Origin of the sequence: Pelagibius litoralis (assembly GCF_011683915.1) — a bacterium.
GTDB classification, from domain to species: Bacteria; Pseudomonadota; Alphaproteobacteria; order Kiloniellales; family Kiloniellaceae; genus Pelagibius; species Pelagibius litoralis.
Genome location: NZ_JAAQPH010000006.1, coordinates 268664 through 294626 on the forward strand (window position 1 = coordinate 268664; position 25963 = coordinate 294626).

At 62.5% G+C, this 25963-nt stretch carries 21 protein-coding genes and 3 tRNA genes; 18 read left to right on the forward strand and 6 right to left on the reverse strand.

All coding sequences use genetic code 11. The features are described from left to right. Positions 1 to 257 precede the first annotated feature (257 nt). Complete coding sequence (locus tag HBA54_RS10345; protein ID WP_167224112.1) at positions 258 to 1757, forward strand: aldehyde dehydrogenase; 1500 nt, start codon at positions 258 to 260, stop codon at positions 1755 to 1757. A gap of 279 nt (positions 1758 to 2036) precedes the next feature. Further along, complete coding sequence (locus HBA54_RS10350; protein ID WP_167224114.1) at positions 2037 to 2195, forward strand: hypothetical protein; 159 nt, start codon at positions 2037 to 2039, stop codon at positions 2193 to 2195. A 33-nt stretch (positions 2196 to 2228) separates the two neighbouring features. On the opposite strand, the gene HBA54_RS10355 is transcribed toward HBA54_RS10350, so the two are convergent. From HBA54_RS10355 to rlmB, 6 genes are all read right to left on the reverse strand, one after another. After that, on the reverse strand, positions 2229 to 2681 hold the full coding sequence (locus HBA54_RS10355) for a GNAT family N-acetyltransferase (RefSeq protein WP_167224116.1): 453 nt from the start codon (positions 2679 to 2681) through the stop codon (positions 2229 to 2231). 5 nt (positions 2682 to 2686) lie between these two features. Next, on the reverse strand, positions 2687 to 3565 hold the full coding sequence (aguB, locus tag HBA54_RS10360; protein WP_167224118.1) for an N-carbamoylputrescine amidase: 879 nt from the start codon (positions 3563 to 3565) through the stop codon (positions 2687 to 2689). 22 nt (positions 3566 to 3587) lie between these two features. After that, positions 3588 to 4970, reverse strand: coding sequence for an aspartate aminotransferase family protein (locus HBA54_RS10365; protein ID WP_167224120.1), 1383 nt, complete (start codon positions 4968 to 4970; stop codon positions 3588 to 3590). Between the two features lie 68 nt (positions 4971 to 5038). After that, positions 5039 to 5167 carry a hypothetical protein gene (locus HBA54_RS29435; protein WP_277345353.1) on the reverse strand — a complete coding sequence of 43 codons (129 nt, stop codon included), beginning with the start codon at positions 5165 to 5167 and terminating at the stop codon, positions 5039 to 5041. Between the two features lie 49 nt (positions 5168 to 5216). After that, positions 5217 to 6566: a glutamine synthetase family protein gene (locus HBA54_RS10370; RefSeq protein ID WP_167224122.1), complete on the reverse strand. Its 1350-nt coding sequence runs from the start codon at positions 6564 to 6566 to the stop codon at positions 5217 to 5219. 118 nt (positions 6567 to 6684) lie between these two features. Then, positions 6685 to 7542 (reverse strand): 23S rRNA (guanosine(2251)-2'-O)-methyltransferase RlmB, encoded by an 858-nt coding sequence (rlmB, locus tag HBA54_RS10375; protein WP_167224124.1) that lies wholly within the window; start codon positions 7540 to 7542, stop codon positions 6685 to 6687. A 165-nt stretch (positions 7543 to 7707) separates the two neighbouring features. On the opposite strand from rlmB, the gene HBA54_RS10380 reads away from it, so the two are divergent. From HBA54_RS10380 to tuf (HBA54_RS10455), 16 genes are all read left to right on the forward strand, one after another. Further along, positions 7708 to 7792 (forward strand) — tRNA-Tyr (locus tag HBA54_RS10380). 55 nt (positions 7793 to 7847) lie between these two features. Further along, positions 7848 to 7921, forward strand: a tRNA-Gly gene (locus HBA54_RS10385). Between the two features lie 87 nt (positions 7922 to 8008). Then, a complete protein-coding gene (tuf, locus tag HBA54_RS10390; RefSeq protein ID WP_167224126.1) occupies positions 8009 to 9199 on the forward strand; it encodes an elongation factor Tu in 1191 nt (396 codons plus the stop codon). Between the two features lie 119 nt (positions 9200 to 9318). After that, positions 9319 to 9394 (forward strand) — tRNA-Trp (locus HBA54_RS10395). A gap of 129 nt (positions 9395 to 9523) precedes the next feature. Continuing rightward, positions 9524 to 9721: a preprotein translocase subunit SecE gene (secE, locus tag HBA54_RS10400; protein WP_167224128.1), complete on the forward strand. Its 198-nt coding sequence runs from the start codon at positions 9524 to 9526 to the stop codon at positions 9719 to 9721. Between the two features lie 4 nt (positions 9722 to 9725). Then, a complete protein-coding gene (nusG, locus tag HBA54_RS10405; protein WP_167224130.1) occupies positions 9726 to 10253 on the forward strand; it encodes a transcription termination/antitermination protein NusG in 528 nt (175 codons plus the stop codon). 111 nt (positions 10254 to 10364) lie between these two features. Next, the gene (rplK, locus tag HBA54_RS10410; RefSeq protein WP_167224132.1) at positions 10365 to 10793 is read left to right on the forward strand and encodes a 50S ribosomal protein L11; all 429 of its coding nucleotides are present in this window, start codon (positions 10365 to 10367) and stop codon (positions 10791 to 10793) included. Positions 10794 to 10797: 4 nt separating this feature from the next. Beyond that, positions 10798 to 11493 (forward strand): 50S ribosomal protein L1, encoded by a 696-nt coding sequence (rplA, locus tag HBA54_RS10415; RefSeq protein ID WP_167224135.1) that lies wholly within the window; start codon positions 10798 to 10800, stop codon positions 11491 to 11493. A gap of 340 nt (positions 11494 to 11833) precedes the next feature. After that, entirely contained in the window at positions 11834 to 12352 is a 519-nt protein-coding gene (gene rplJ / locus HBA54_RS10420; RefSeq protein ID WP_167224137.1) for a 50S ribosomal protein L10, read from the forward strand. Between the two features lie 43 nt (positions 12353 to 12395). Further along, entirely contained in the window at positions 12396 to 12767 is a 372-nt protein-coding gene (rplL, locus tag HBA54_RS10425) for a 50S ribosomal protein L7/L12 (RefSeq protein WP_167224139.1), read from the forward strand. Positions 12768 to 13032: 265 nt separating this feature from the next. Beyond that, positions 13033 to 17199 (forward strand): DNA-directed RNA polymerase subunit beta, encoded by a 4167-nt coding sequence (rpoB, locus tag HBA54_RS10430; RefSeq protein WP_167224141.1) that lies wholly within the window; start codon positions 13033 to 13035, stop codon positions 17197 to 17199. A gap of 64 nt (positions 17200 to 17263) precedes the next feature. Next, positions 17264 to 21442, forward strand: coding sequence for a DNA-directed RNA polymerase subunit beta' (gene rpoC, locus HBA54_RS10435; protein WP_167224143.1), 4179 nt, complete (start codon positions 17264 to 17266; stop codon positions 21440 to 21442). 325 nt (positions 21443 to 21767) lie between these two features. Beyond that, positions 21768 to 22139, forward strand: coding sequence for a 30S ribosomal protein S12 (rpsL, locus tag HBA54_RS10440; RefSeq protein WP_167224145.1), 372 nt, complete (start codon positions 21768 to 21770; stop codon positions 22137 to 22139). Positions 22140 to 22154: 15 nt separating this feature from the next. Further along, entirely contained in the window at positions 22155 to 22625 is a 471-nt protein-coding gene (gene rpsG, locus HBA54_RS10445) for a 30S ribosomal protein S7 (RefSeq protein WP_167224147.1), read from the forward strand. 20 nt (positions 22626 to 22645) lie between these two features. Further along, positions 22646 to 24721, forward strand: a complete 2076-nt coding sequence (gene fusA / locus HBA54_RS10450; protein ID WP_167224149.1) for an elongation factor G — start codon at positions 22646 to 22648, stop codon at positions 24719 to 24721. 61 nt (positions 24722 to 24782) lie between these two features. Beyond that, a partial coding sequence (gene tuf / locus HBA54_RS10455; protein ID WP_167224151.1) for an elongation factor Tu occupies positions 24783 to 25963 on the forward strand: 1181 nt, incomplete at its 3' end.

The window sequence follows — 25963 nt, forward strand, 5'->3', positions numbered from 1 at the left end:
GGTATCAGGGCGCAAGATAGGGCGGCTGGTGGCGCGCTGCAAGTTTGGGCTTCGGGCCTGCCTATGCGGGGGCTGCGGGGCGGTTATGCGCCTTGTCGCCAAGGCTTGCTTTGCCTGTCCGGGCGGGCTTAAGGTCCGGGAAACGGCGGTTCGCCCCTGAAGACCTGTTTCCCTGGTCTCTGGCGGCGTTCCGGCCCGGGAAAACGCCAACCTCAAGACGCCAACACAAGCAATTTGGCCCAGGGAGCACAAACGCCATGTCAGCGGCCCTCTCCATCGAAACCCTCAAAAATCAGGTCCAGGGCCTGTCGTTCCGCAACCAGGCTTTCATCGACGGCAAGTTCGCCGATGCCGCCTCGGGCAAGACCTTCGACTGCGTCTCGCCGGTCGACGGCAAGGTTCTGACCCAGGTTGCCGCCGGCGATCAGGAAGACGTCGACCGTGCCGTAAAGGCCGCCCGCGCCGCCTTCGAGGATGGCCGCTGGCGTAACATGCATCCGGCCAAGCGAAAGAAGGTGCTGCAGCGCTGGGCTGACCTGATCGATGCCCATACCACCGAACTGGCGCTGCTCGAGACCCTGGATATGGGCAAGCCGATCGGCGATTCCACGCGCATCGACATTCCCGGCGTCGCCAACTGCATCCGCTGGTACGGCGAGGCCATCGATAAGATGTACGACGAGATTGCCCCGACCGGCCCGGATGCGGTCGCCATGATGGTGCGCGAGCCGGTGGGCGTTGTCGCCGCCGTGGTGCCCTGGAATTTCCCGCTGATGATGGCGGCCTGGAAAATGGGCCCGGCGCTGGCCACCGGCAATTCGATGATCGTGAAGCCGGCCGAGCAGTCGCCGCTCACCGTTATCCGCGTCGCCGAACTGGCGGTCGAGGCGGGTCTGCCGGAGGGCGTGCTGAACGTCGTTCCCGGTTTCGGCGAGACGGCGGGTCAGGCCCTGGGCCGCCACATGGATGTCGACGGTATCGCCTTCACCGGCTCCGGCGAGGTGGGCAAGCTGTTCCTGAAGTACTCCGGCGAGTCCAACATGAAGCGGGTGTCGCTGGAATGCGGCGGCAAGACCCCGAACATCGTCATGGCCGATGCGCCGGACCTGGACGCCGCGGCGACCGCCGCCGCCTGGGCGATCTTCTTCAACCAGGGTGAGGTCTGCAACGCCGGCTCCCGCCTGCTGGTCGAGGAGACCATCAAGGACGAGCTGCTGGAGCGCATCATGAAGGTCGGCCGGCAGATGCGGGTCGGCGACCCCCTCGACCCGGCGACCCAGATGGGCGCCATGGTCGACGATACCCAGATGGAGCGGGTGCTGGGCTACATCGAAAAGGGTCAGGCCGAAGGGGCCAAGCTGGCGATGGGCGGCGAACGCATCATGGCCGAGACCGGTGGCTACTACATCGAGCCGACGATCTTCGACAACGTGAAGAACGACATGGCCATCGCCCAGGAGGAGATCTTCGGGCCGGTGCTCTCTACCATCAGCTTTTCCGATCCGGAAGAAGCGATCCGGATCGGCAACGATACGATCTACGGTCTGGCCAGTGCGGTCTGGACCAGCGACATCAAAAAGGCCCACAAGACCGCCAAGGCGCTGCGTGCCGGTGTGGTCTGGGTGAACTGCTTCGACGCCGGGGAAATCTCCACCCCCTTCGGCGGCTTCAAGCAGTCCGGTTTCGGCCGCGACAAGTCGCTGCATGCCATGGAGAAATACACGGAAGTGAAGACCATCTGGATCGATCTTCAGTAAGCACTAAAACAGCTTTCGTTGCTGCGGCGGGGTCTTACCGGACCCCGCCGTTTTTTATGGAATTTGCAAGGCTCTCTCCCGCTGCCCGCGCCGCCTATCCATGCGCGAATTTGCCGCCTGATCCTTTCTATCGCCGGGCCCCTTTTGGGCTGAAATTGCCTTAGCATTGACGCACGCGGAGCTTGTCTCCGGCCCTAAGTTTAACGCCACGATGGGCAAAGGTTCCGGTCGTGCCGTCGACCTGCGGCAGCACGGCGGGTACAAGAAGGGCTGAGGGACATGACTGTTATTGATTTCCAGGCGGCCGCGATACAGCATCGCGCGCCGGCCGTTCGTCTTGATCTGGACGATCTGGTTTTGCGCGGCAGCGAGGAGTTGGGGCTCGAGGTCGATACCGAGGGTTATCTGGTTCTGACCGAAGGCGAGGACTTCGACTAGGGGAGGGCCGGCGCGGTCGGGATTAAGGCGGCGCTAAAGTAGCTTTCTCATATAGACGCGGTCGTAGCCGGCTACCGCTTTGCGTTCGATCCCCACATAGCCGAGACGCGCATAGATGGCGATATTTTCCACCATCACCTCATTGGTATAGAGCACGATGGCGGCGTAGCCCTGGCGCCGCGCTTCCGCCTCGGCAAAAGCCATCAGGATCTTTCCATAGCCACCGCCCTGGGCGGCCGGGTCGACCGCGATGTTGTCCAGCAGCAGGAAGTCTTCGCCCGGCTCCAGCACCAGAATCCCGACGATCCTGCCGTTGCTTTCAAGCACATGGGTCTGGCCGGCCGCAATGCGCTTTGCATAGTCGTCGACCATCGGCCCCGGCGGCCGGTCCATGCGCTGCAGGTAGGGGGTATAGGCGGCCGCGACGATGGCCTCGATCTGTGCCTTGTCGGCTTCCTCGGCGAGACGGATTTGCGGGCGGGGCATGGCGATCAGGCGGGAAAAGTCCGGCCGTCGGAGGTCAGCAGCGGGCCGTAGAGTTCCGGCCGCCGGTCCCGGAACAGGCCCCAGGAAGCCCGCTGCGCCTGAACGGCATCCAGGTCGAAGGTGGCGGTGATCACCGCCCGGTCGGTCTCGTTTGCTTCCGCCACCTTGGCGCCGGTCGGATCGGCGATGAAGGAGGACCCATAGAAGGTGATGCCCGCGGCCTCGCCTTCTTCCCGCCCGATGCGGTTGGAGGCGACAAGGGGAGTCAGGTTGGCGGCGGCATGGCCCTGCATGGTGCGCTGCCAATGGTCCCGGGAGTTGATCGCCGGGTCCTGTGGCTCACTGCCGATGGCGGTCGGATAGAACAGGATCTCCGCCCCCATCACCGCCATGGCCCGGGCGCATTCCGGAAACCACTGATCCCAGCAGATGCCGGCACCCAGAGTGCCGTAGCGGGTCTGCCAGACGCGAAAGCCGCTGTCGCCGGGATTGAAGTAGAACTTCTCCTGATAGCCCGGCCCGTCGGGGATGTGGGATTTGCGGTAGACGCCCAGGTTGGTCCCGTCGGCGTCGATCATGGCCAGGGAATTGTAGTGGGCATTGTTCGCCCGCTCAAAAAAGCTGACCGGGAGCACCACGCCGAGCTCCGCCGCCAGCGCCGACATCTTCGCCAGCACCGGATGGTTCCTTACCGGGTGGGCAAGGGCGAAGTACTCCTGCTTCTGGTCGACGCAGAAGTAAGGTGTCTCGAACAGCTCCTGGATCAGCGCTATCTGCGCGCCCTGACCGGCCGCTTCGCGCACCAGGGCCTCGGCCCCGGCGACATTGGCCTCGCGGTCCCAACTGCAGGCCATCTGGCTGGCGGCGACGGTCACCTGGCGCATTGCGGCATGCCTCCCGTTCAGGTCACTTGATATTCAGGTCTGCCGCCGCCCCGTCGAGGGCCAGGCGCAGGCGTTTCACCAGCTCGTCGGCCTCTTCGCGGGTCAGTGTCAGCGGCGGCGCCACCACCATGGTGTCGCCGACGGCGCGCGAGACCACGCCGATCTTCACGCAGTGATCGCGGCAGAGGGTGCCGGCGCGTCCCTTGGGATTGAAGCGGCCGCGGCTGGCTTTGTCGGTCACCAGCTCGATCGCGCCGATGAAGCCAACCCCGCGCACCTCGCCCACCAGCGGGTGCTCGGCCAGGCTTGCCAGTTGTTGCTGCAGGTAGGGGCCGGTGTCGTCATGCACCCGCTCAACCAGCTTTTCTTCCTCGATGATGGCGATGTTTTCCAACGCCACGGCGCAGGCCACGGGATGGCCGGAGTAGGTGAAGCCATGAGCGAATTCTCCGCCCTCCGACCACAGCAGATCGGCCACCCGGTCGCCGACCATGACCGCGGAAAGCGGCAGGTAGCCGGAGGTGATGCCCTTGGCCAGGGTCATCATGTCGGGCTTTATGTCATAGAGATTGCTGCCGAACCAATGGCCGGTGCGCCCGAAGCCGCAGATCACCTCATCGGCGATCAGCAGGATGTCGTGGGCCTTACAGATGCGCTGCACCTCCGGCCAGTAGCTCTCCGGCGGGATGATGACGCCGCCGGCGCCCTGGATCGGTTCGCCGATGAAGGCCGCGACCGTCTCCGGCCCCAGCTCCAGGATCTTGTCTTCGATCGCTTTTGCCGCGGCGATGCCGAAATCCGCCGGGGACATGTCGCCGCCTTCACCGAACCAATAGGGTTGGCGGACATGATGAAAGCCGGGCAGGGGCAGGCCGTCGAGTTCATGCATCGGCTGCATGCCGCCCAGGCTGGCGGCGGCCATGGTGCTGCCGTGATAGCCGTTGTGACGGCTGATGATGTTGCGCCGCGCCGGCTGGCCGGCCAACTGCCAGTAGCGCCGGACCATGCGGGCGATGGTGTCGTTGGCCTCGGAGCCGGAGGAGGCATAGAACACCCGGCTCAAGCCCTCGGGCGTAAGGGCGGCGAGCTTTTCGGACAGCTCGATCGAGGGCGGCGTCGCCGTCTTGAAAAAGGTGTTGTAGTAGGGCAGCGCCAACATCTGCTCATAGGCGGCTTTGGCCAGGCGCTCGCGCCCGTAGCCGACGTTCACGCACCACAGCCCGGACATGCCGTCCAGGATGCGGGCGCCTTCCGAATCTTCCAGCCAGACGCCCTCGGCCTTGGTGATGATACGGCTGCCGCCCTCGGCGGCGAGGCCCTGAAAGTCGGTGAAGGGGTGCAGGTGGTGGCGGGTGTCGGCGGCGCGCCAAACGGCCGTGGAATTGCGGATGGTTTGTGTGGTCATGGCTTCAATCCTGTCGGTTTCGCTGGGGGAAGGAAGGGTTTCCTTTGCCTTGTGAAGGGCCCCGCGAACTAGGGATTGAAGCCGATTCTGGCGCAGTTCAGCAGCAGCTCAGCCAGGCGGCAACGCAGCGAAACCCGGCGGCTTGCCGCGTCGGCGGCCGCGAAGTCTTCTGCGATGGTATTGGCGGTCTTGTGCATGCCGGCTGTTCGATTCCGTTCCAAATGGATCCAAGAAGTCGATCAAGGCCTATACATTTAGCAGAAGGTGCTCGCGTTCCCAAGACGAGATCACCTGCTGGTAGGCATCCAGCTCCGCGTATTTCACCAGGGTGACCGCCTGGATGAAGAGGGCGCCGAGGACGGGTTTCAGCGCTTTGGCGCCGTTGAAGCGCTCCAGCGCATCGTAAAGCGTGCGCGGCAGGGTGCGGGCCAGGCGGTAGGCGCTGCCATCGACCGGTTGGCGCGGTTTCAGTTTCTCCATCATGCCCAGGTAACCGCATGCCAGAGAGGTGGCAATGGCCAGATAGGGATTGGCGTCGGCGCCGGCCAGACGGTTTTCCACCCGGCGGTTCTCCGGCCCGGAATTGGGAACGCGCAGGCCCACGGTGCGGTTGTCGTAGCCCCAGTGGGTGTTGATCGGCGCGTCGTAGTCCGGCACCAGCCGGCGATAGCTGTTCACGTTGGGGGCCAGCAGCGGCATCACCGCGGGCAGGTAGCGCTGCAGCCCGGCGATATGGTTGCGGAACAGGGCGGTATCCTTGCCGCCCTTGGTGGCGAAGAGATTGCGGCCGGTCTTGGCGTCGAGCACGCTCTGGTGGATGTGCATGGAGCTGCCCGGCTCCCCCTGCATGGGCTTGGCCATGAAGGTCGCATAGACCTTGTGACGCAGCCCGGCCTCGCGCACGGCGCGCTTGAAGAGGAAGGCCTGGTCGGCCAGCAGCAGGGCGTCGCCGTGATTGAAGTTCATCTCCATCTGGGCGGCCCCGCCCTCGTGGGTCAGGGTGTCGATGTCGATGTTCATGGCCTCGCAGAAGTCATAGACCTCTTCGAAGATCGGATCGAACTCGTTCACCGCGTCCAGCCCGTAGGCCTGGCGGCTGGTTTCGCGCCGGCCCGAGCGGCCGATCGGCGGTTCCAGCGGGTAATCGGGATCGGTGTTCACATCGACCAGGAAGAACTCCAGCTCCGGCGCCACGGTCGGCGTCCAGCCCTGCTCGGCGTACAGCTCCAGCACCTTTTTCAGGATTCGTCTTGGGGCGATCTCCACCGGCTCATGACTGAACTGAAAGGCATCGCAGATGACCTGCGCCGTCGGTTCTGAATACCAGGGTACAATTCGGATGGTCTCTGCATCGGGGGTCAGATAGACATCCCTGGCGGCGGCGCTGACCACCGGGGTGGGGTCTTCCGGATAATCGCCGTTCACGGTCTGGACAAAAACATCCTCCGGTATGCGCAGGCCGCGCTGGCGCATGCCCTCCAGAAACTTCTTGGCCGGCAGGATCTTGCCGCGGGCGATGCCCGCCATGTCGGGGACGAGGCATTCGACCTCGTCGATCCTGTTTTCCTTCAGAAAGGCTTCGATGGCGGAGCTCATAATCACCTGCGTGTTGATGTGGGCAAACCGCTAACACGCCGTTCGCGCGGCTGGCAAGGCGGCTGAGTTAGCCGGCCGGCGGCGGGAACGGCCGGAAAAGCCCGGGGAAGTAGGGATTTCAGCCGCGGCCGAGCAGCTCGTAGAGAGCCACGGCGGCGGCGTTGGAGATATTGAGGGCCTGAATCGGCGGGCGGGTCGGCAGCTTCACCAGCAGGTCGCAGCGCTCCCGGGTCAGGCGGCGCAGGCCGCTGCCCTCGGCGCCCAGCACCAGGGCGACGGCCTCTGCCGGATTGCTTTGGGCGAGGCTGTGATCGGCCTCTCCAGCCAGGCCCAGGCACCAGTAACCGGCTTCCTTAAGGCTATCGAGGGTCCGCGCCAGGTTGGTGACGGTGACATAGGGCATGACCTCGAGCGCGCCGGAGGCGGATTTCGCCAGGCTGCCGCTTTCCTCCGGGGCTCCGGCGTCCAGGGCGACCACTGCCTGGGCGCCGAACGCGGCGGCGGAGCGCAGAACCGCCCCCACGTTGTGCGGATCGGTCACCTGATCGAGCAGCAGGATGACCCGGCGGCCCGGCGGCGACTCGGCCAGCTCATGGTGCGTTTTATCGGCAATGATGTCCTCGATCGCCGGCTGGTCCAGGGGCTGTGACAGGAGGGCGAGCCCCTGATGAACCGCGCCTTCCGGCAGTAAATCGTCGATTTCCCGCCGGCTGAGGGTTTCGGGATTGATCTTGTCGTGGTGCGGATCGCGTTCCTGACGCAGCCGCTGGCCCCAGGTCTGGGCCGCCTCGGGGCTGAGCAGCAGCCGCCGGATCCGGCGGCGCGGGTTGGCCAGGGCCGCCAGAACCGGGTGAACGCCGTAGAGCCAAAGGCCGGCGCTGGGCGCGGAATGCCGCGGATTTCGGTCGTTTCGGCCCGTCCGGACGGGTTGTTTCCCCTGTTGGCTTCCAGAGTGCTTGGTCTTGCGTTTCGTCATTTGGAGACCTAATATCATAAGAACGAGCAGCGACATCCATCTGCGTTCCTCTCGACCACCCGGTCAAAATGGTCGAAAGGGGCGCTTTTGCCGTGTTTAGAAGTTGACAGGCTGAATTAAATCAACATATTTCGCAACTCCATCGCACCGCCGGTTGCGTCGGCTGGAGGGGTGCCCGAGTGGCTAAAGGGGACGGGCTGTAAACCCGTTGGCTATGCCTACGTTGGTTCGAATCCAACCCCCTCCACCAAGATCCCTTCTGGCGGGATGCGGAGCGCGCAATAGGGCGGGTGCGAGAGATCGTTGCGGGTGTAGCTCAATGGTAGAGCTCCAGCCTTCCAAGCTGGCTACGCGGGTTCGATTCCCGCCACCCGCTCCAAGAGCGAACGGAATCCGGCCTCGGTCGGTCCGGTGTAGAACGCAGATGCATTTATGCGCCTGAGACGACGACAGGAACGGTAAGGTAATGGCGAAGGCAAAGTTTGAGCGGACGAAGCCGCACTGCAACGTAGGTACGATTGGCCACGTTGATCATGGAAAGACGACGCTGACGGCGGCGATCACGAAGGTTCTTGCGGAGTCTGGGGGTGCTGAGTTTTCGGCCTACGACCAGATTGACAAGGCGCCTGAGGAAAAGGCGCGTGGGATCACGATTTCGACGGCGCACGTTGAGTACGAGACGGCGAACCGTCACTACGCGCACGTTGATTGCCCGGGCCATGCTGACTATGTGAAGAACATGATCACGGGTGCGGCGCAGATGGACGGCGCGGTCCTGGTTGTTTCGGCGGCCGATGGTCCGATGCCGCAGACGCGCGAGCACATCCTGCTGGCGCGTCAGGTCGGTGTTCCGGCGCTGGTGGTCTACATGAACAAGGTCGACCAGGTTGACGACGAGGAGTTGATTGAGCTTGTGGAGATGGAGATCCGCGAGCTTCTGTCGTCCTACGACTTCCCGGGCGACGACATTCCGATCGTGAAGGGCTCAGCGCTTGCGGCGCTTGAGGGCAAGGACGATGAGATCGGGAAGAACTCGATCCTGGCGCTGATGGAGCAGGTTGACGGCTACATCCCGCAGCCGGACCGGCCCAAGGACAAGGCGTTCCTGATGCCGATCGAGGACGTATTCTCGATTTCGGGCCGCGGCACGGTGGTTACGGGCCGTGTTGAGTCGGGGATCGTGAAGGTTGGCGACGAAGTTGAGATCGTGGGTATCCGCGATACGCAGAAATCGACCTGCACGGGCGTTGAGATGTTCCGCAAGCTGCTTGATTCGGGCGAGGCGGGCGACAACATCGGTGCGCTGCTGCGCGGTGTGGGCCGTGAGGACGTTGAGCGCGGCCAGGTTCTGGCCAAGCCGGGGTCGATCACGCCGCACACGAACTTCACGGCGGAGGCCTACATCCTGACGAAGGAAGAGGGCGGGCGTCATACGCCGTTTTTCACCAACTACCGGCCGCAGTTCTACTTCCGCACGACGGACGTGACGGGTGTTGTGACGCTGCCTGAGGGCACGGAGATGGTGATGCCGGGCGACAATGTGTCGATGACGGTAGAGCTGATTGCGCCGATCGCGATGGATGAAGGCCTGCGCTTTGCCATCCGCGAAGGCGGCCGAACCGTCGGTGCCGGCGTCGTCGCCGGAATTAGTAAGTAAAGAGAGACGGTAGCGTAAGCGGGTCGTTTGCGGGCTTCCTTGAAAAAGGGGCCCGCCGGCGACACTCCGGAGGCCAGGCCGGCCGGACATCAGGTCCCAAGGCCCGGCAGGCGGCGCGAAGGAGTGTAGCTCAATTGGCAGAGCACCGGTCTCCAAAACCGGGGGTTGTGGGTTCGAGTCCCTCCACTCCTGCCAGCGCAGGCGGCGGCACGGGTCATAAGCAGCCGCCCGCAGGCTTTGCCCCGGCAAGGCAGGCAGGCAGGCAGAATTTTTACAACCGCGCTATCGGCGCGGTTTAGGCGTAGTAGGAAGCAGTTCCAACTGATGGCAATGATTAACCCGGCACAGTTCGTTCGCGAGGTCATCGGCGAGGTCAAGAAAGTGACCTGGCCGACCCGGAAGGAAACCGTGGTCACCACGATCATGGTGTTCATCATGGTGTTCCTGACGGCGATTTTCTTCTTCCTGGTCGACCAGGTGCTTTCCTTTGGGGTGAAGCAGATTCTTGGGCTGGGGGGTTAAGGCCATGGCGATGCATTGGTACGTGCTGCACGTTTATTCCGGCTTCGAAAAGAAGGTCGCCGAGGGGATTACCGAGCAGGCGCGGCAGAAGGGCATGGAAGACCTCTTCGAGCAGGTGCTGGTGCCGACCGAAGAAGTGGTGGAACTGCGCCGCGGCCAGAAGGTCAATGCAGAGCGCAAGTTCTTCCCCGGTTATGTACTGCTGCGCATGGAACTGACCGATGAGTCCTGGCATCTGGTGAAAAACACACCGAAGGTGACCGGGTTCCTCGGCAACCGGCGGCCGACGCCGATCTCCTCGAAAGAGGCGGAGCGGATTCTGCGCCAGGTTCAGGAAGGGGTTGAGCGGCCCAAGCCCTCGATCATCTTCGAGATCGGCGAGCAGGTGCGGGTGGCCGATGGGCCCTTCACCTCATTCAACGGCCTGGTGGAAGAGGTCGACGAGGAGCGCGCCCGCCTCAAGGTGGCGGTGTCGATCTTCGGGCGGGCGACGCCGGTCGAACTGGAGTACTCGCAGGTCGAGAAGCTGTAACGATTTTTAACCGTCCGGGCCGAATTGTCCGGACCTGCGGGAGGCGCTGCCGCACCAAGTCCACAGGTCGCGCCGTACCGCAAAACCCTAGATGTTGGAAAGGGATAGAAAGTGGCGAAGAAAGTATCAGGTTTCATCAAGCTGGAGATTCCGGCGGGTCAGGCGAATCCCTCGCCGCCGGTCGGGCCGGCGCTTGGTGCGCGTGGTCTGAATATCATGGAGTTCTGCAAGGCCTTCAATGCGGCGACCCAGAACATCGAGCAGGGTGCCCCGACGCCGGTGGTCATTACCGCCTATTCGGATCGCTCTTTTTCCTTCGAGACCAAGACCGCACCGGCCAGTTATTACCTGCGCAAGGCAGCCAAGGTCGCCAAGGGCTCGGCCGTACCGAACCGCGATAAGATCGGTAAGGTAAGCATGGCTCAGGTCCGGGAAATCGCGGAAGCGAAGATGGAGGATCTGAACGCGAACGACATCGACGCTGCCGCCAAGATCATTATGGGCTCGGCGCGCTCGATGGGTATCGAGGTGACGGAGTAGGGCCATGGGATCTCAGGGAAAAAGGCTGAAAACAGCCTACGATGGTATTGACCGCAATGCGGTTTACGGCATCGACGAAGCGGTGAAGATGATCAAGGCCAGTGCCAAGGCCAAGTTCGACGAGACCATCGAGATCTCGATGAACCTGGGCGTTGACCCGCGCCACGCGGACCAGAACGTCCGTGGCGTTGTCTCGCTGCCCCATGGCACCGGCAAGTCCGTGAAGGTCGCGGTCTTTGCCCGTGCGGCCAAGGCGGACGAGGCCCGCGAAGCCGGCGCCGATATCGTCGGCGCCGAGGACCTGGCGGAGAAGATCCAGGCCGGCGAGATGGATTTCGATCGCTGCATCGCGACGCCGGACATGATGCCGGTGGTCGGTCGTCTCGGTAAGGTGCTGGGCCCGCGCGGCCTGATGCCGAACCCCAAGCTGGGTACCGTGACCGCCGACGTGGCCGCCGCCATCCAGGCCGTCAAGGGCGGTCAGGTGGAGTTCCGCGCCGAGAAGGCGGGGATCATCCATGCCGGCGTCGGCAAGGCGAGCTTCGGCGAAGACGCGCTGGTTGAGAACGTGAAGGCCTTTGTTGCGGCGATTTCGCGGGCCAAGCCAAGCGGCGCCAAGGGTACCTACATCAAGCGCATTGCTCTTTCGTCCACCATGGGGCCGGGCCTGCGCGTTGAACTGGGCAGCATCCAGGCCTAAAGCCTGGTCTGCCAAAACGGGATTTTCGGCCGTAGCCTCCTGACTTTTTTGGGGGCGCCGGCTGGAAGTGGGACGGCAGCCAAGCTGCCGGACCAACCTGTCCGAGACTGCAGGTGTCGGTCGCGGGGAGCCTCCAAGAAGGGGCGATCCGGGGCCGGTTTAAGCCATCCGGGCCTGCATAGACGGGAGGAAAGGGTTTCGCGGTTCCCACCTCGGGGACCGAGAGGCTTGAACTTCCGGGACAGGCGAGCCGGATCACCGGAGCCTAAAGCCGGTGGTCCTCGTTGAAACCGGAAGGACCGCAATCCTGCGGTCCGACCAAGTAGAGCGGAAGTGACTCGTGGACCGATCTCAAAAAGAAGAGCTGGTCGCCAGTCTGCATAGCACGTTCAGCGAGACGACTCTGGTCGTTGTCACCCAGCAGTCCGGGATGACAGTGGCCGAGGCATCGTCTCTCAGGCGTCAGATGCTAGAGGCGGGTGCCAGCTACAAGGTGACCAAGAATCGGCTCACGCGTCTTGCCCTTGAGGGTACTCAGTTCGAGGCGCTGAAAGACATGTTCACCGGACCGACGGCGATTGCCGTTTCGGAAGATCCGGTGGCGGCTGCGAAAGTCTGCGTGGAGTTCGCCAAGAAGAACGACAAGCTGACGATCATCGGCGGTGCGATGGGTGCGACCATGCTGGATCCCAATGGGATCAAGGCATTGGCGACCCTGCCGTCGCTCGATGCGCTGCGCGGCAAGTTGATCGGTGTTCTGCAGGCCCCGGCCACCAAGGTGGCGGGTGTGGTGCAGGCGCCGGCTGCTCAGCTGGCCCGCGTATTCAGTGCCTACGGCTCTCAGGGAGAAGCCGCGTAAGCCTCGTCACGGACGAGAGTTCAAGCCTAGGAGAAAGTAAGAAATGGCTGATTTGGATAAGCTGGTTGAAGAGCTGTCGAAGCTGACCGTCATCGAGGCGGCTGAGCTGGCTAAGAAACTGGAAGATAGCTGGGGCGTCTCTGCGGCGGCTCCGGTTGCTGTTGCGGCTGCTGCGGCTCCGGCCGAGGCGGCTGCTGCCGAGCAGACCGAGTTCGACGTCGTTCTGGCTGCCGCCGGCGACAAGAAGATCAACGTCATCAAGGAAGTCCGTGCGATTACCGGACTGGGCCTGAAAGAGGCGAAGGATCTTGTCGAATCCGCACCGAAGGCGGTGAAGGAAGGCGTCGGCAAGGACGAAGCCGAAGAGCTCAAGAAGAAGCTCGAAGAGGCTGGCGCATCGGTCGAGCTCAAGTAGCTTGATCGAACGCCATTGCAGATATACCGGCCGGCTTGCGCCCCAAAGGCGCAGGCCGCGCCGGCTATCTGTGTCTCTCCTCTAGGAGAGGCGGTGGTTCGGTTCGATGAGCCGGCCACGGAAGAAAACGGCCTTGGGGATTGGGCAGAGCGAGAATCCCTTAAGACCGGGCCAGAGCTGAGGGTCCGGTGCCAAGAGCGAAATGGGATTGCCGCGGCGATCCCCGGACGTTCGGCTCAGCGACGTGAACGAGGACACGACAGACATGGCGAATTCCCTGACCGCACGTAAACGCATCCGCAAGAACTTCGGCAAGATCACCGAAGTGGCGGAGATGCCCAATCTGATCGAGGTTCAAAAGACCTCCTACGACCAGTTTCTTCAGTTTGGCACTCCAATCTCAGAGCGGAGCAATACGGGCCTGCAGGAAGTCTTCACTTCGGTTTTCCCGATCCGCGACTTTTCCGAGCGGGCCGAGCTGCAATTCGTGCGCTACGAGCTGGAAGAGCCGAAGTACGATGTTGAGGAGTGCCAGCAGCGCGGAATGACTTTTGCCGCGCCGCTGAAGGTTACCCTGCGCCTGGTGGTGTGGGACGTCGACGAGGACACCGGCGCCCGATCGATCCGGGACATCAAGGAGCAGGACGTCTACATGGGCGACATGCCCTTGATGACGCGCAACGGCACCTTCGTGATCAACGGCACGGAGCGGGTGATCGTCTCCCAGATGCACCGCAGCCCGGGCGTCTTTTTCGACCACGACCGCGGCAAGACCCATTCCTCGGGCAAGTACCTTTTTGCCGCCCGCGTGATTCCCTATCGCGGTTCCTGGCTGGACTTTGAGTTCGATGCCAAGGATATGCTTTACGTGCGCATCGACCGCCGCCGCAAACTGCCGGCGACGACGCTGCTGCTGGCGCTGGATTCCGACGCAACGGAAAAGCTGCGCGAAGACAGGGCCGCCCAGGGCACCGGGCTGGAGCCCCATGAAGCCCAGGGCATGACGCCGGAAGACGTGCTCGACTACTTCTATGATCACGTGGCTTACAAGCGGGCCGGGAAGGGCTGGCGGACGCCTTTCGATACCGAGCGCATGCGCGGTGCGAAGCTGGCGACGGACCTGATCGATGCCGACAGCGGTGAGGCGGTTGCCGAGGCCGGGCAGAAGATCACCCCGCGCCTGGCCAAGAAGCTGATCGAAGGCGGCCTGAAGGACATCTTCGTCTCCAACGAGCAACTGGTCGGCAGCTATATCTCCGGCGACTTCATCAATGAAAAGACCGGTGAAGTCATCTGCGAGGCGGGCGACGAAATCAGCGAGACCCTGATCGAAACCCTGGTTGAGGCGGGCGCCAAGACCCTGTCCATCCTGGCGATCGACCACATCAACGTCGGTGCCTATGTCCGCAACACCCTGGCGATCGACAAGAACACCAGCCGTGAAGAAGCGCTGATCGATATCTATCGTGTCATGCGTCCGGGCGAGCCGCCGACCCTGGAAACCGCCGAGACGATGTTCAACGGCCTGTTCTTCGATCCGGAACGCTACGACCTGTCTGCGGTCGGCCGCGTGAAGATGAACGCGCGCATGGGCTTTGAGACCGACGACCAGGTCCGCACCCTGCGCAAGGAAGACATGCTGTCGATCCTGAAGGTGCTGGTCGGGCTGAAGGACGGCCGCGGCGAGATCGACGACATCGATCACCTGGGCAACCGCCGTGTGCGCTCGGTCGGCGAGCTGATGGAAAACCAGTATCGTCTGGGCCTGCTGCGGATGGAGCGGGCGATCAAGGAGCGCATGTCCTCCGTCGAGATCGACTCGGTCATGCCGCACGATCTGATCAACGCCAAGCCGGCGGCTGCGGCGGTGCGGGAGTTCTTCGGTTCCTCGCAGCTTTCGCAGTTCATGGACCAGACCAACCCGCTGTCGGAGATCACCCACAAGCGGCGTCTCTCGGCGCTCGGGCCGGGCGGCCTGACCCGTGAGCGCGCCGGCTTTGAGGTGCGCGATGTGCATCCGACCCACTATGGCCGGATCTGCCCGATTGAGACGCCGGAAGGCCCGAACATCGGCCTGATCAACTCGCTGGCGACCTATGCCAAGGTCAATCAGTACGGCTTCATCGAAAGCCCGTACCGTAAGGTCGAGAAGGGCAAGGTGACCGACGAGGTGCGCTATCTCTCGGCCATGGAAGAAGGGCGTTATACGATTGCCCAGGCCAACGCGTTGCTGGACGACAAGAGCCGCTTCACCGAGGACCTGATTTCCTGTCGCGAGGGCGGGGACTACATCATGGGCATGCCCGACCAGATCGACTTCATGGACGTGTCGCCCAAGCAGTTGGTCTCGGTTGCCGCGGCGCTGATTCCCTTCCTGGAAAACGACGACGCCAACCGGGCGCTCATGGGCTCCAACATGCAGCGCCAGGCGGTGCCGCTGCTGCAGTCCGAGGCGCCGCTGGTGGGCACCGGCATGGAGAGCATCGTGGCCCGGGACTCCGGTGTCGCCATCGGTGCGCGGCGCGCCGGTGTTGTCGATCAGGTGGATGCCACCCGCATCGTGATCCGCGTGACGGAGGAAACCTCCAGCGGTGAGCAGGCCGTCGATATCTATAACCTGCTGAAGTTCCAGCGCTCCAACCAGAACACCTGCATCAACCAGCGTCCGCTGGTGAAGGTGGGCGACGTGGTGGCCGCCGGCGACATTGTTGCCGACGGTCCCTCGACCAATCTGGGTGAACTGGCGCTGGGCCGTAACGTGCTGGTGGCCTTCATGCCCTGGCAGGGTTACAACTTCGAGGATTCGATCCTGATTTCCGAGCGCATCGTCCGCGATGACGTCTTCACCTCGATCCATATCGAAGAGTTCGAGGTCATGGCCCGCGATACCAAGCTGGGCCAGGAGGAAATCACCCGGGACATTCCCAACGTCGGTGAGGACGCTTTGCGCAACCTCGACGAAGCGGGCATGGTCTACGTCGGCGCGGAAGTGAACCCGAGCGATATCCTGGTGGGCAAGGTGACGCCGAAGGGCGAGTCGCCGATGACTCCGGAAGAAAAGCTGCTGCGCGCGATCTTTGGCGAAAAGGCCTCTGACGTGCGTGACACTTCGCTTCGCGTGCCCCCGGGCGTTACCGGAACGGTGGTCGACGTGCGGGTCTTCTCGCGCCGCGGTGTGGACAAGGACGAACGCGCCCTTGCCATCGAGCGTGCTGAGATCGAGCGTCTGGCCAAGGACCGCGATGACGAACGGGCGATCCTGGAGCGCAGCTTCTACGGCCGCCTGAAGGACCTGGTGCTGAATCAGACCGCCGTCTCGGGGCCCAAGGGTTTGAAGGCCGATACCAAGATCACCGAGAAGGTCCTGGGCGACTTCACGCCGGGCCAGTGGCGTCAGATCGCGATCAAGGCCGACAAGCGTCAGCTCGATCTGGAAGCCTTGAACAAGCAGTTCGAAGAGTCCATCGACGAGTTGAACAAGCGCTTCGAGAACAAGGTCGACAAGCTGCAGCGCGGCGACGAGTTGCCGCCGGGCGTGATGAAGATGGCCAAGGTCTTCGTCGCCGTTAAGCGCAAGCTGCAGCCGGGCGACAAGATGGCCGGCCGTCACGGCAACAAGGGTGTCATTTCCAAGATCGTGCCGATCGAGGACATGCCCTACACCGAAGACGGTACCTCGGTCGACATCGTGCTGAACCCGCTGGGTGTGCCGAGCCGCATGAACGTCGGGCAGATTCTGGAGACCCACCTGGGCTGGGCTTGTAGCGGCCTGGGCGGTCAGATCAGCCAGATGCTCGACGAGATCGGCCGTGGCGCCAAGATGGAGCCGCTGCGCAAGAAGTTCAAAGAAGTCTACGGCGACAAGTGCTTCAAGGAAGACATCGCCGATATGGGCGAGGAGCAGCTTCTCGAACTCGGCGGCAACCTGCGCAAGGGCGTGCCGATTGCGACCCCTGTGTTCGACGGCGCGCGTGAGGAAGACATCTCCGAGATGCTCGACCAAGCGGGCCTCAGTCGCTCGGGGCAGGTGACCCTGGTCGACGGGCGGACCGGCGAGTCCTTCGAACGCCAGGTGACGGTGGGCTACATCTATATGCTGAAACTGCACCATCTGGTCGACGACAAGATCCATGCCCGTTCGATCGGCCCCTACAGCCTGGTCACCCAGCAGCCGCTGGGCGGCAAGGCCCAGTTCGGCGGCCAGCGTTTCGGTGAGATGGAGGTCTGGGCGCTGGAGGCTTACGGTGCCGCCTACACCCTGCAGGAGATGTTGACGGTGAAGTCGGATGACGTCTCGGGCCGCACCAAGGTTTACGAGGCCATCGTCAAGGGCGACGACAACTTCGAGGCCGGCATTCCGGAATCCTTCAACGTTCTGGTGAAGGAACTTCGGTCCCTGGGCCTCAACGTGGACTTAAAGCAGAGTAGCTGATGCGGCGCTGACCCTGCGCCCCGTTTAGCCTTTGCCAAACCAGTTATTTTATCGGGAGAAACCGATGTCCGAGTTGATGAACATCTTTGGCCAGCCGACCGGCCCTCAGAGCTTCGATCAGATCCGTATTTCGATCGCCAGCCCTGAGCGGATCCGTTCCTGGTCCTACGGTGAGATCAAGAAGCCGGAGACCATCAACTACCGTACCTTCAAGCCGGAGCGCGACGGCTTGTTCTGTGCCCGCATTTTCGGTCCGATAAAGGATTACGAATGCCTCTGCGGTAAATACAAGCGCATGAAGTATCGCGGTATCATCTGCGAGAAGTGCGGCGTCGAGGTGACCCTGTCCAAGGTGCGCCGCGAGCGCATGGGGCACATCGAACTGGCCAGCCCGGTTGCGCACATCTGGTTCCTGAAGTCCCTGCCGAGCCGCATCGGTCTGCTGCTCGACATGACCCTGAAGGACTTGGAGCGGGTGCTCTACTTCGAATACTTCGTCGTGGTCGAGCCGGGTCTGACCTCGCTGAAGATGCACCAGCTGCTCTCCGAGGAGGAGTTCATCACCGCCCAGGAGGAGTTCGGCGAGGATTCCTTCGAGGCGATGATCGGCGCCGAGGCGATGAAGAAGATGCTCGCCTCTCTGGAGCTTGAGGAAGAGCGGGTCGAGGTGCGCGACGAACTGCGCGAGACCGGTTCGGAAGCCAAGCGCAAGAAGCTGGTGAAGCGCCTGAAGCTGATCGAGGCTTTCCTGGAGTCCGGAGCCCGTCCCGAGTGGATGATCCTGGATGTCGTGCCGGTTATCCCGCCCGAGCTGCGCCCCCTGGTGCCGCTGGACGGCGGCCGCTTCGCGACCTCTGATCTGAACGATCTCTACCGCCGGGTCATCAACCGCAACAATCGGCTGAAGCGGCTGATCGAACTGCGTGCGCCTGATATCATCGTGCGCAACGAAAAGCGCATGCTGCAGGAAGCCGTCGATGCGCTGTTCGACAACGGCCGGCGCGGGCGTGTCATCACCGGCGCCAACAAGCGTCCGCTGAAGTCGCTCAGCGACATGCTGAAGGGCAAGCAGGGCCGCTTCCGCCAGAACCTGCTGGGCAAGCGGGTCGATTACTCCGGTCGTTCGGTCATCGTGGTCGGGCCGGAGCTGAAGTTGCATCAATGCGGCCTGCCGAAAAAAATGGCATTGGAGCTGTTCAAGCCCTTCATCTATTCGAAGCTGGAACTCTATGGCATGGCCTCCACCATCAAGGCGGCCAAGCGCATGGTGGAAAAGGAGCGGCCCGAAGTCTGGGATATCCTGGAAGAGGTGATCCGGGAGCACCCGGTTCTGCTGAACCGCGCGCCGACTTTGCACCGTCTCGGCATCCAGGCCTTTGAGCCGGTGCTGATCGAGGGTAAGGCGATCCAGCTTCATCCGCTGGTCTGTACCGCTTTCAACGCCGACTTCGATGGCGACCAGATGGCGGTCCACGTACCGCTTTCGTTGGAGGCCCAGCTCGAAGCCCGCGTGCTGATGATGTCGACCAACAACATCCTTTCGCCGGCCAACGGCAAGCCGATCATCGTGCCGTCGCAGGACATCGTCCTCGGCATCTACTATCTGTCGATGGAGGCGGACGGCGAACAGGGTGAAGGCATGCTGTTCGGCGACATGGGCGAGATAGAACATGCCCTGGCCGCCGGCGCCGTGTCGATGCACGCCAAAGTCAAGGCACGCTATCACACGGTGGATGAGAATAACGTGCCGATCCGGCTGGTCGTCGACACGACTCCGGGCCGCATGCTGCTGTCCGAAGTTCTGCCACGCCATCCGAAGGTGCCCTTCAGCCTGCTCAACAAGTTGATGACCAAGAAGGAAGTCACCGAGCTGATCGACATCGTTTATCGCCACTGCGGCCAGAAGGATACGGTCATTTTCTGCGACCGCATCATGACGCTGGGCTTTGGCTATGCCTGTAAGGCGGGCATCTCCTTCGGCAAGGACGATCTCATGATCCCCGACGCCAAGGCGGGCCTGGTGGAAGAGGCGCAGACCAAGGTCAAGGAGTTCGAGCAGCAGTATCTCGACGGCCTGATCACCCAGGGTGAGAAGTACAACAAGGTGGTCGATGTCTGGTCGCAGTGTACCGACCGGGTTGCCGACGAGATGATGAAGGTCATTGCCGGTACCCGCGGCCGCAAGGTGAACGCCGTCTACATGATGGCCGACTCAGGCGCCCGTGGTTCGGCGGCGCAGATCAAGCAGCTCGCCGGCATGCGGGGCCTGATGGCCAAGCCGTCGGGTGAGATCATCGAGACGCCGATCATCTCGAACTTCAAGGAAGGCCTGACGGTGCTGGAGTACTTCAACTCCACCCACGGTGCCCGTAAGGGTCTGGCCGATACCGCGTTGAAGACCGCCAACTCCGGCTATCTGACGCGTCGCCTGGTCGACGTGGCGCAGGATGCCATCATCATCGAAGAGGACTGCGGCACCACCAAGGGCCTGACGGTTTCTGCGGTGGTCGACGGCGGTGAGGTCATCGCTTCTCTCGGCGAGCGCATTCTTGGCCGTACGGCGCAGGAAGACATTGTCGATCCGCTGTCCGGCGACGTGATCCTGAAGCGCGGTTCGCTGTTCGAGGAAAACAGGATCGATCAGATCGAACGGGCGGGGATCGATACGATCCTGGTTCGCTCGGCTTTGATGTGCGAGTCGGTGGGCGGCATGTGCGGCGCCTGCTATGGCCGTGATCTGGCACGCGGCACCAAGGTGAACGTCGGTGAGGCGGTCGGCGTTATTGCCGCCCAGTCGATCGGCGAGCCCGGCACCCAGCTGACCATGCGTACCTTCCATATCGGCGGTGCGGCTCAGCGTGGTGCCGAGCAAAGTTCGGTCGAGGCTGCCGCCGATGCTTCGGTGACCATTGCCAACCGCAATGTGGTGATGAACACCGACGGTGTGCCCATCGTCATGGGCCGCAACCTCGAAGTGGTGCTGAGCGACGAGAAGAAGCGTGAACGGGCCCGCCATCGGGTGCCCTACGGCGCCAAGCTGTTGGTTGACGACGGCGCCACGGTGAAACTGGGCGACAAGCTGGCCGAGTGGGACCCCTATACTATTCCGATCATCACCGAGCGGGAAGGTGTGGTGAACTACGTCGATCTGATCGAGGGAACCTCGATCAGCGAGGTCATGGACGAAACCACCGGCATCTCCAACCGGGTCGTCATCGACTGGAAGCAGCAGCCGCGTGGCAACGACCTGAAGCCGCGTGTCACGCTGCGTGACGACAAGGGCGAGGTGGTGACCCTGGCCAACGGCATGGAGGCACGCTACTTCATGTCGGTCGACGCCATTCTCTCGGTCGAGAACGGTGCCCAGGTTCGTGCCGGTGACGTGCTGGCCCGTATCCCGCGGGAGTCGTCCAAGACGCGCGACATCACCGGCGGTCTGCCGCGGGTGGCGGAACTGTTCGAGGCCCGCAAGCCGAAGGACTACGCCATCATCAGCGAGATCGAAGGGCGGATCGAGTTCGGCAAGGACTACAAGACCAAGCGCCGCATTGTCGTGGTGCCGGAGGCCGAGGATCAGGAATCGCGCGAGTACATGATCCCCAAGGGCAAGCACATCTCGGTCCAGGAGGGCGACTTCGTCCAGGTCGGCGACATGCTGCTCGACGGTAACCCTGTACCGCATGACATTCTCGAAGTGCTCGGCGTCGAGGCTCTGGCGAATTATCTGATCGACGAGATCCAGAGCGTCTATCGTCTCCAGGGCGTGAAGATCAACGACAAGCACATCGAGGTGATCGTTCGCCAGATGCTGCAGAAGGTCGAGATCCACGACGGCGGCGACTCCACCCTGCTGGTGGGCGAGCAGGTCGATCGCGACGAGTTCGATGCGGTTAATGACAAGGTGATCGCCGAGGGCGGCAAGGCGGCCTCCGGCAGCCCGGTTCTCCAGGGTATCACCAAGGCCAGCCTGCAGACCCGCTCGTTCATCTCGGCGGCGTCATTCCAGGAAACCACCCGGGTGCTGACCGAGGCGGCGACCCACGGCAAGGAGGATCGCCTGATCGGCCTGAAGGAGAACGTGATTGTCGGACGTCTGATCCCGGCCGGCACGGGCTCTGTGATGAACCGTCTGAAACGAGTCGCCGCGGAGCGCGATCTCGAGTTGATCGAGGCACGCCAGCAGGCGGCTTTGACCGAAGGCGGCGATTCGGCGGTGACCGAGGAAGAGAGCTCGGTGGCTTGACGGCCGGCGACGGCATTTTTGTTACTTATGAGGTCGCGCCCAGGAAATAAATGATCGCCGACTCCTGGGCGCGGCGCATCCTTGGAAGCATTTGAAAAAGTAAGGTTTCCTGGGATTAACGGACTTGACGGAGGGTAGGGGCATCAATAGTATGCGCCAACCTTTCGAGGGGTTGGTGGTAGGCCCGCTGCGGTCTAGACGCAACCTCTGGCGATTATGGTATTGAAATAGATAGCTGTTTTCGACGGCGATGTGGCATCCGCAGGGCTGATTTCTAGCCCTTTGCGGTGCTTTGTCTCGAAGACCGGGCGCATAGGAAACCCTGATGCCAACGATCAACCAATTGATCCGTAAGCCGCGCAAACCTGAAGTTGTGCGGAACAAGGTGCCGGCTCTTGAGGCCTGTCCGCAGAAGCGCGGCGTTTGCACGCGCGTCTACACGACGACGCCGAAGAAGCCGAACTCGGCCCTCAGAAAGGTGGCGCGCGTGCGCCTGACCAACGGTTTTGAGGTCACCAGCTACATTCCGGGCGAAGGGCATAACCTTCAAGAGCACTCCGTCGTCATGATCCGCGGCGGCCGTGTGAAGGATCTTCCCGGCGTTCGCTATCACATCATTCGTGGCACGCTCGATACCCAGGGCGTCAAGGATCGCCGCCAGCGCCGTTCGAAATACGGCGCCAAACGGCCCAAGTAAGCCAGGGAGCAAGGCATGTCACGTCGTCATAGCGCCGAAAAGCGGGAAGTGCTTCCCGATCCCAAGTTCGGCGATATCGTTCTGAGCAAGTTCATGAATTGCCTCATGTACGACGGAAAAAAGTCCGTCGCGGAGGGCATCGTCTACGGCGCTCTGGACCGGGTGCAAGAGCGCGGCGGCCAGGACCCCGTGCGGACCTTCCATGAGGCGCTGGACAACGTTAAGCCGGACCTTGAAGTGCGTTCGCGCCGCGTCGGTGGTGCGACCTATCAGGTTCCGGTCGAAGTGCGTAACGACCGCGGTCAGGCCCTGGCCATCCGGTGGTTGATTTCGGCCTCGCGCTCGCGTTCCGAGCTGACGATGACCGAGCGCCTTGCCGGTGAGCTGATGGACGCCTCGAACAACCGCGGCGCGGCTGTGAAGAAGCGGGAAGACACCCATCGCATGGCGGAGGCCAACAAAGCCTTCTCGCATTATCGCTGGTAATCAACGCAGAGTAGATCGTCATGGCACGCACCACCCCCTTAGATCGCTATCGCAACATCGGCATTATGGCTCATATCGATGCCGGTAAGACGACGACCACCGAGCGCGTTCTGTATTACACGGGTGTTTCCCACAAGATCGGCGAAGTCCATGACGGCAACGCGACCATGGACTGGATGGAGCAGGAGCAGGAGCGGGGTATCACCATCACCTCTGCTGCGACGACCTGTTTCTGGAACGATCACCGCATCAACATCATCGATACCCCGGGCCACGTTGACTTCACTATTGAGGTCGAGCGCTCACTGCGGGTGCTTGATGGTGCCGTCGCGGTCTTCGACTCGGTCGCCGGCGTTGAGCCACAGTCCGAGACGGTCTGGCGTCAGGCGGACAAGTACAAGGTTCCGCGGATCTGCTTCGTCAACAAGATGGACCGCACCGGGGCCGACTTCTATCGCTGCGTCGACATGATCGTCGACCGGCTCGGCGCGCAGCCGATGGTGCTGCAGCTGCCCATCGGGTCAGAGGGCGAATACAAAGGCGTGGTCGACCTGGTCGCCATGAAGGCTATCGTCTGGCAGGACGAGTCGCTGGGCGCAAAGTTCGACATCGTCGACATTCCCGCCGACCTTGCCGACAAGGCCGCTGAGTATCGTGAGAAGCTGGTCGAGCTGGCGGTCGAGCAAGACGATGACGCCATGGAGGCCTATCTGGAGGGCAACGAGCCCGACGAGGCGACGCTGAAGCGCTGCATTCGTGAGGGCGCGGTCGGGTTGAAGTTCGTGCCGGTGCTGAACGGCACGGCCTTTAAGAACAAGGGTGTGCAGCCGCTGCTTGACGCGGTGGTTGACTATCTGCCCTCGCCCGTCGAAGTGCCGGCCGTTAAAGGCGTGAAGCCCGACAGCGATGTGGAGGACACCCGGCCCAGCAGTGACGATGCACCGGCATCCGGTCTGGCCTTCAAGATCATGACCGACCCCTTCGTCGGCTCGCTGACGTTCGTTCGGGTCTATTCCGGTGTTTTCACCACCGGCACGCAGATCATGAATTCGGTCAAGGATCAGCGTGAGCGTGTCGGCCGCATGCTGCAGATGCACTCCAATCACCGCGAAGACGTGAAAGAGGCGCGCGCCGGCGACATCGTCGCCATTGCCGGCCTGAAGAACACCACGACCGGTGAGACGCTTTGCGATCCGCAGCACCCGATCATCCTGGAGCGCATGGAGTTCCCCGATCCGGTCATCGAGGTGGCGGTCGAGCCGAAGACCAAGAGCGATCAGGAAAAGATGGGTGTGGCTCTCAGCCGCCTCGCGCAGGAAGATCCCTCTTTCCAGGTGGCCAGCGATATCGAAAGCGGCCAGACCGTCATCAAGGGTATGGGCGAGCTTCACCTCGACATCATCGTCGATCGCATGAAGCGCGAGTTCAAGGTCGACGCCAATGTGGGCGCGCCGCAGGTTGCTTACCGCGAGACCATCACCCGCGAAGCCGAGATCGACTACACCCATAAGAAGCAGACCGGTGGTTCCGGTCAGTTCGCCCGCCTGAAGGTGGTGTTCTCGCCGACGGAGCCTGGTGAAGGCTTCCTGTTCGAGAACGGCATTACCGGCGGCTCGATCCCCAGGGAATTCATTCCCGGTGTGGAAAAGGGTCTGAAGTCCGCTCAGGAAACCGGCGTTTTGGCTGGCTTCCCGATGATCGACTTCAGGGCGCGGCTGATCGACGGCGCCAGCCATGATGTTGACTCCAGCGTTCTGGCGTTCGAGATCGCATCACGGGCGGCTTTCCGCGAAGGCATTCCGAAAGCGGGACCGGTTCTGTTGGAGCCGATGATGAAGGTTGAGGTGGTGACCCCGGAAGAATACATGGGTGACATCATCGGCGATCTGAACAGCCGGCGCGGCAGCGTGCAGGGCATGGACAGCCGCGGTAACGCGCAGGTCATCAATGCCATGGTGCCGCTGGCCAACATGTTTGGTTACGTCAATACCCTGCGCTCCATGAGCCAGGGCCGTGCACAGTACACGATGTTCTTTGACCACTATTCGAAGGTCCCGCAGGCAGTGGCCGACGAAGTGGTTTCCAAGTTGGCCTAGGCTAAGCCCGGGTTCAGGTATTAGGCGAGCGCAATAGCCGAGTGACGGAGAAGTAAGACCGATGGCGAAGGCAAAGTTTGAGCGGACGAAGCCGCACTGCAACGTAGGTACGATTGGCCACGTTGATCATGGAAAGACGACGCTGACGGCGGCGATCACGAAGGTTCTTGCGGAGTCTGGGGGTGCTGAGTTTTCGGCCTACGACCAGATTGACAAGGCGCCTGAGGAAAAGGCGCGTGGGATCACGATTTCGACGGCGCACGTTGAGTACGAGACGGCGAACCGTCACTACGCGCACGTTGATTGCCCGGGCCATGCTGACTATGTGAAGAACATGATCACGGGTGCGGCGCAGATGGACGGCGCGGTCCTGGTTGTTTCGGCGGCCGATGGTCCGATGCCGCAGACGCGCGAGCACATCCTGCTGGCGCGTCAGGTCGGTGTTCCGGCGCTGGTGGTCTACATGAACAAGGTCGACCAGGTTGACGACGAGGAGTTGATTGAGCTTGTGGAGATGGAGATCCGCGAGCTTCTGTCGTCCTACGACTTCCCGGGCGACGACATTCCGATCGTGAAGGGCTCAGCGCTTGCGGCGCTTGAGGGCAAGGACGATGAGATCGGGAAGAACTCGATCCTGGCGCTGATGGAGCAGGTTGACGGCTACATCCCGCAGCCGGACCGGCCCAAGGACAAGGCGTTCCTGATGCCGATCGAGGACGTATTCTCGATTTCGGGCCGCGGCACGGTGGTTACGGGCCGTGTTGAGTCGGGGATCGTGAAGGTTGGCGACGAAGTTGAGATCGTGGGTATCCGCGATACGCAGAAATCGACCTGCACGGGCGTTGAGATGTTCCGCAAGCTGCTTGATTCGGGCGAGGCGGGCGACAACATCGGTGCGCTGCTGCGCGGTGTGGGCCGTGAGGACGTTGAGCGCGGCCAGGTTCTGGCCAAGCCGGGGTCGATCACGCCGCACACGAACTTCACGGCGGAGGCCTACATCCTGACGAAGGAAGAGGGCGGGCGTCATACGCCGTTTTTCACCAACTACCGGCCGCAGTTCTACTTCCGCACGACGGACGTGACGGGTGTTGTGACGCTGCCTGAGGGCACGGAGATGGTGATGCCGGGCGACAATGTGTCGATGACGGTAGAGCTGATTGCGCCGATCGCGATGGATGAAGGCCTGCGCTTTGCCATCCGCGAAGGCGGCCGAACCGTCGGTGCCGGCGTCGTCGCCGGAAT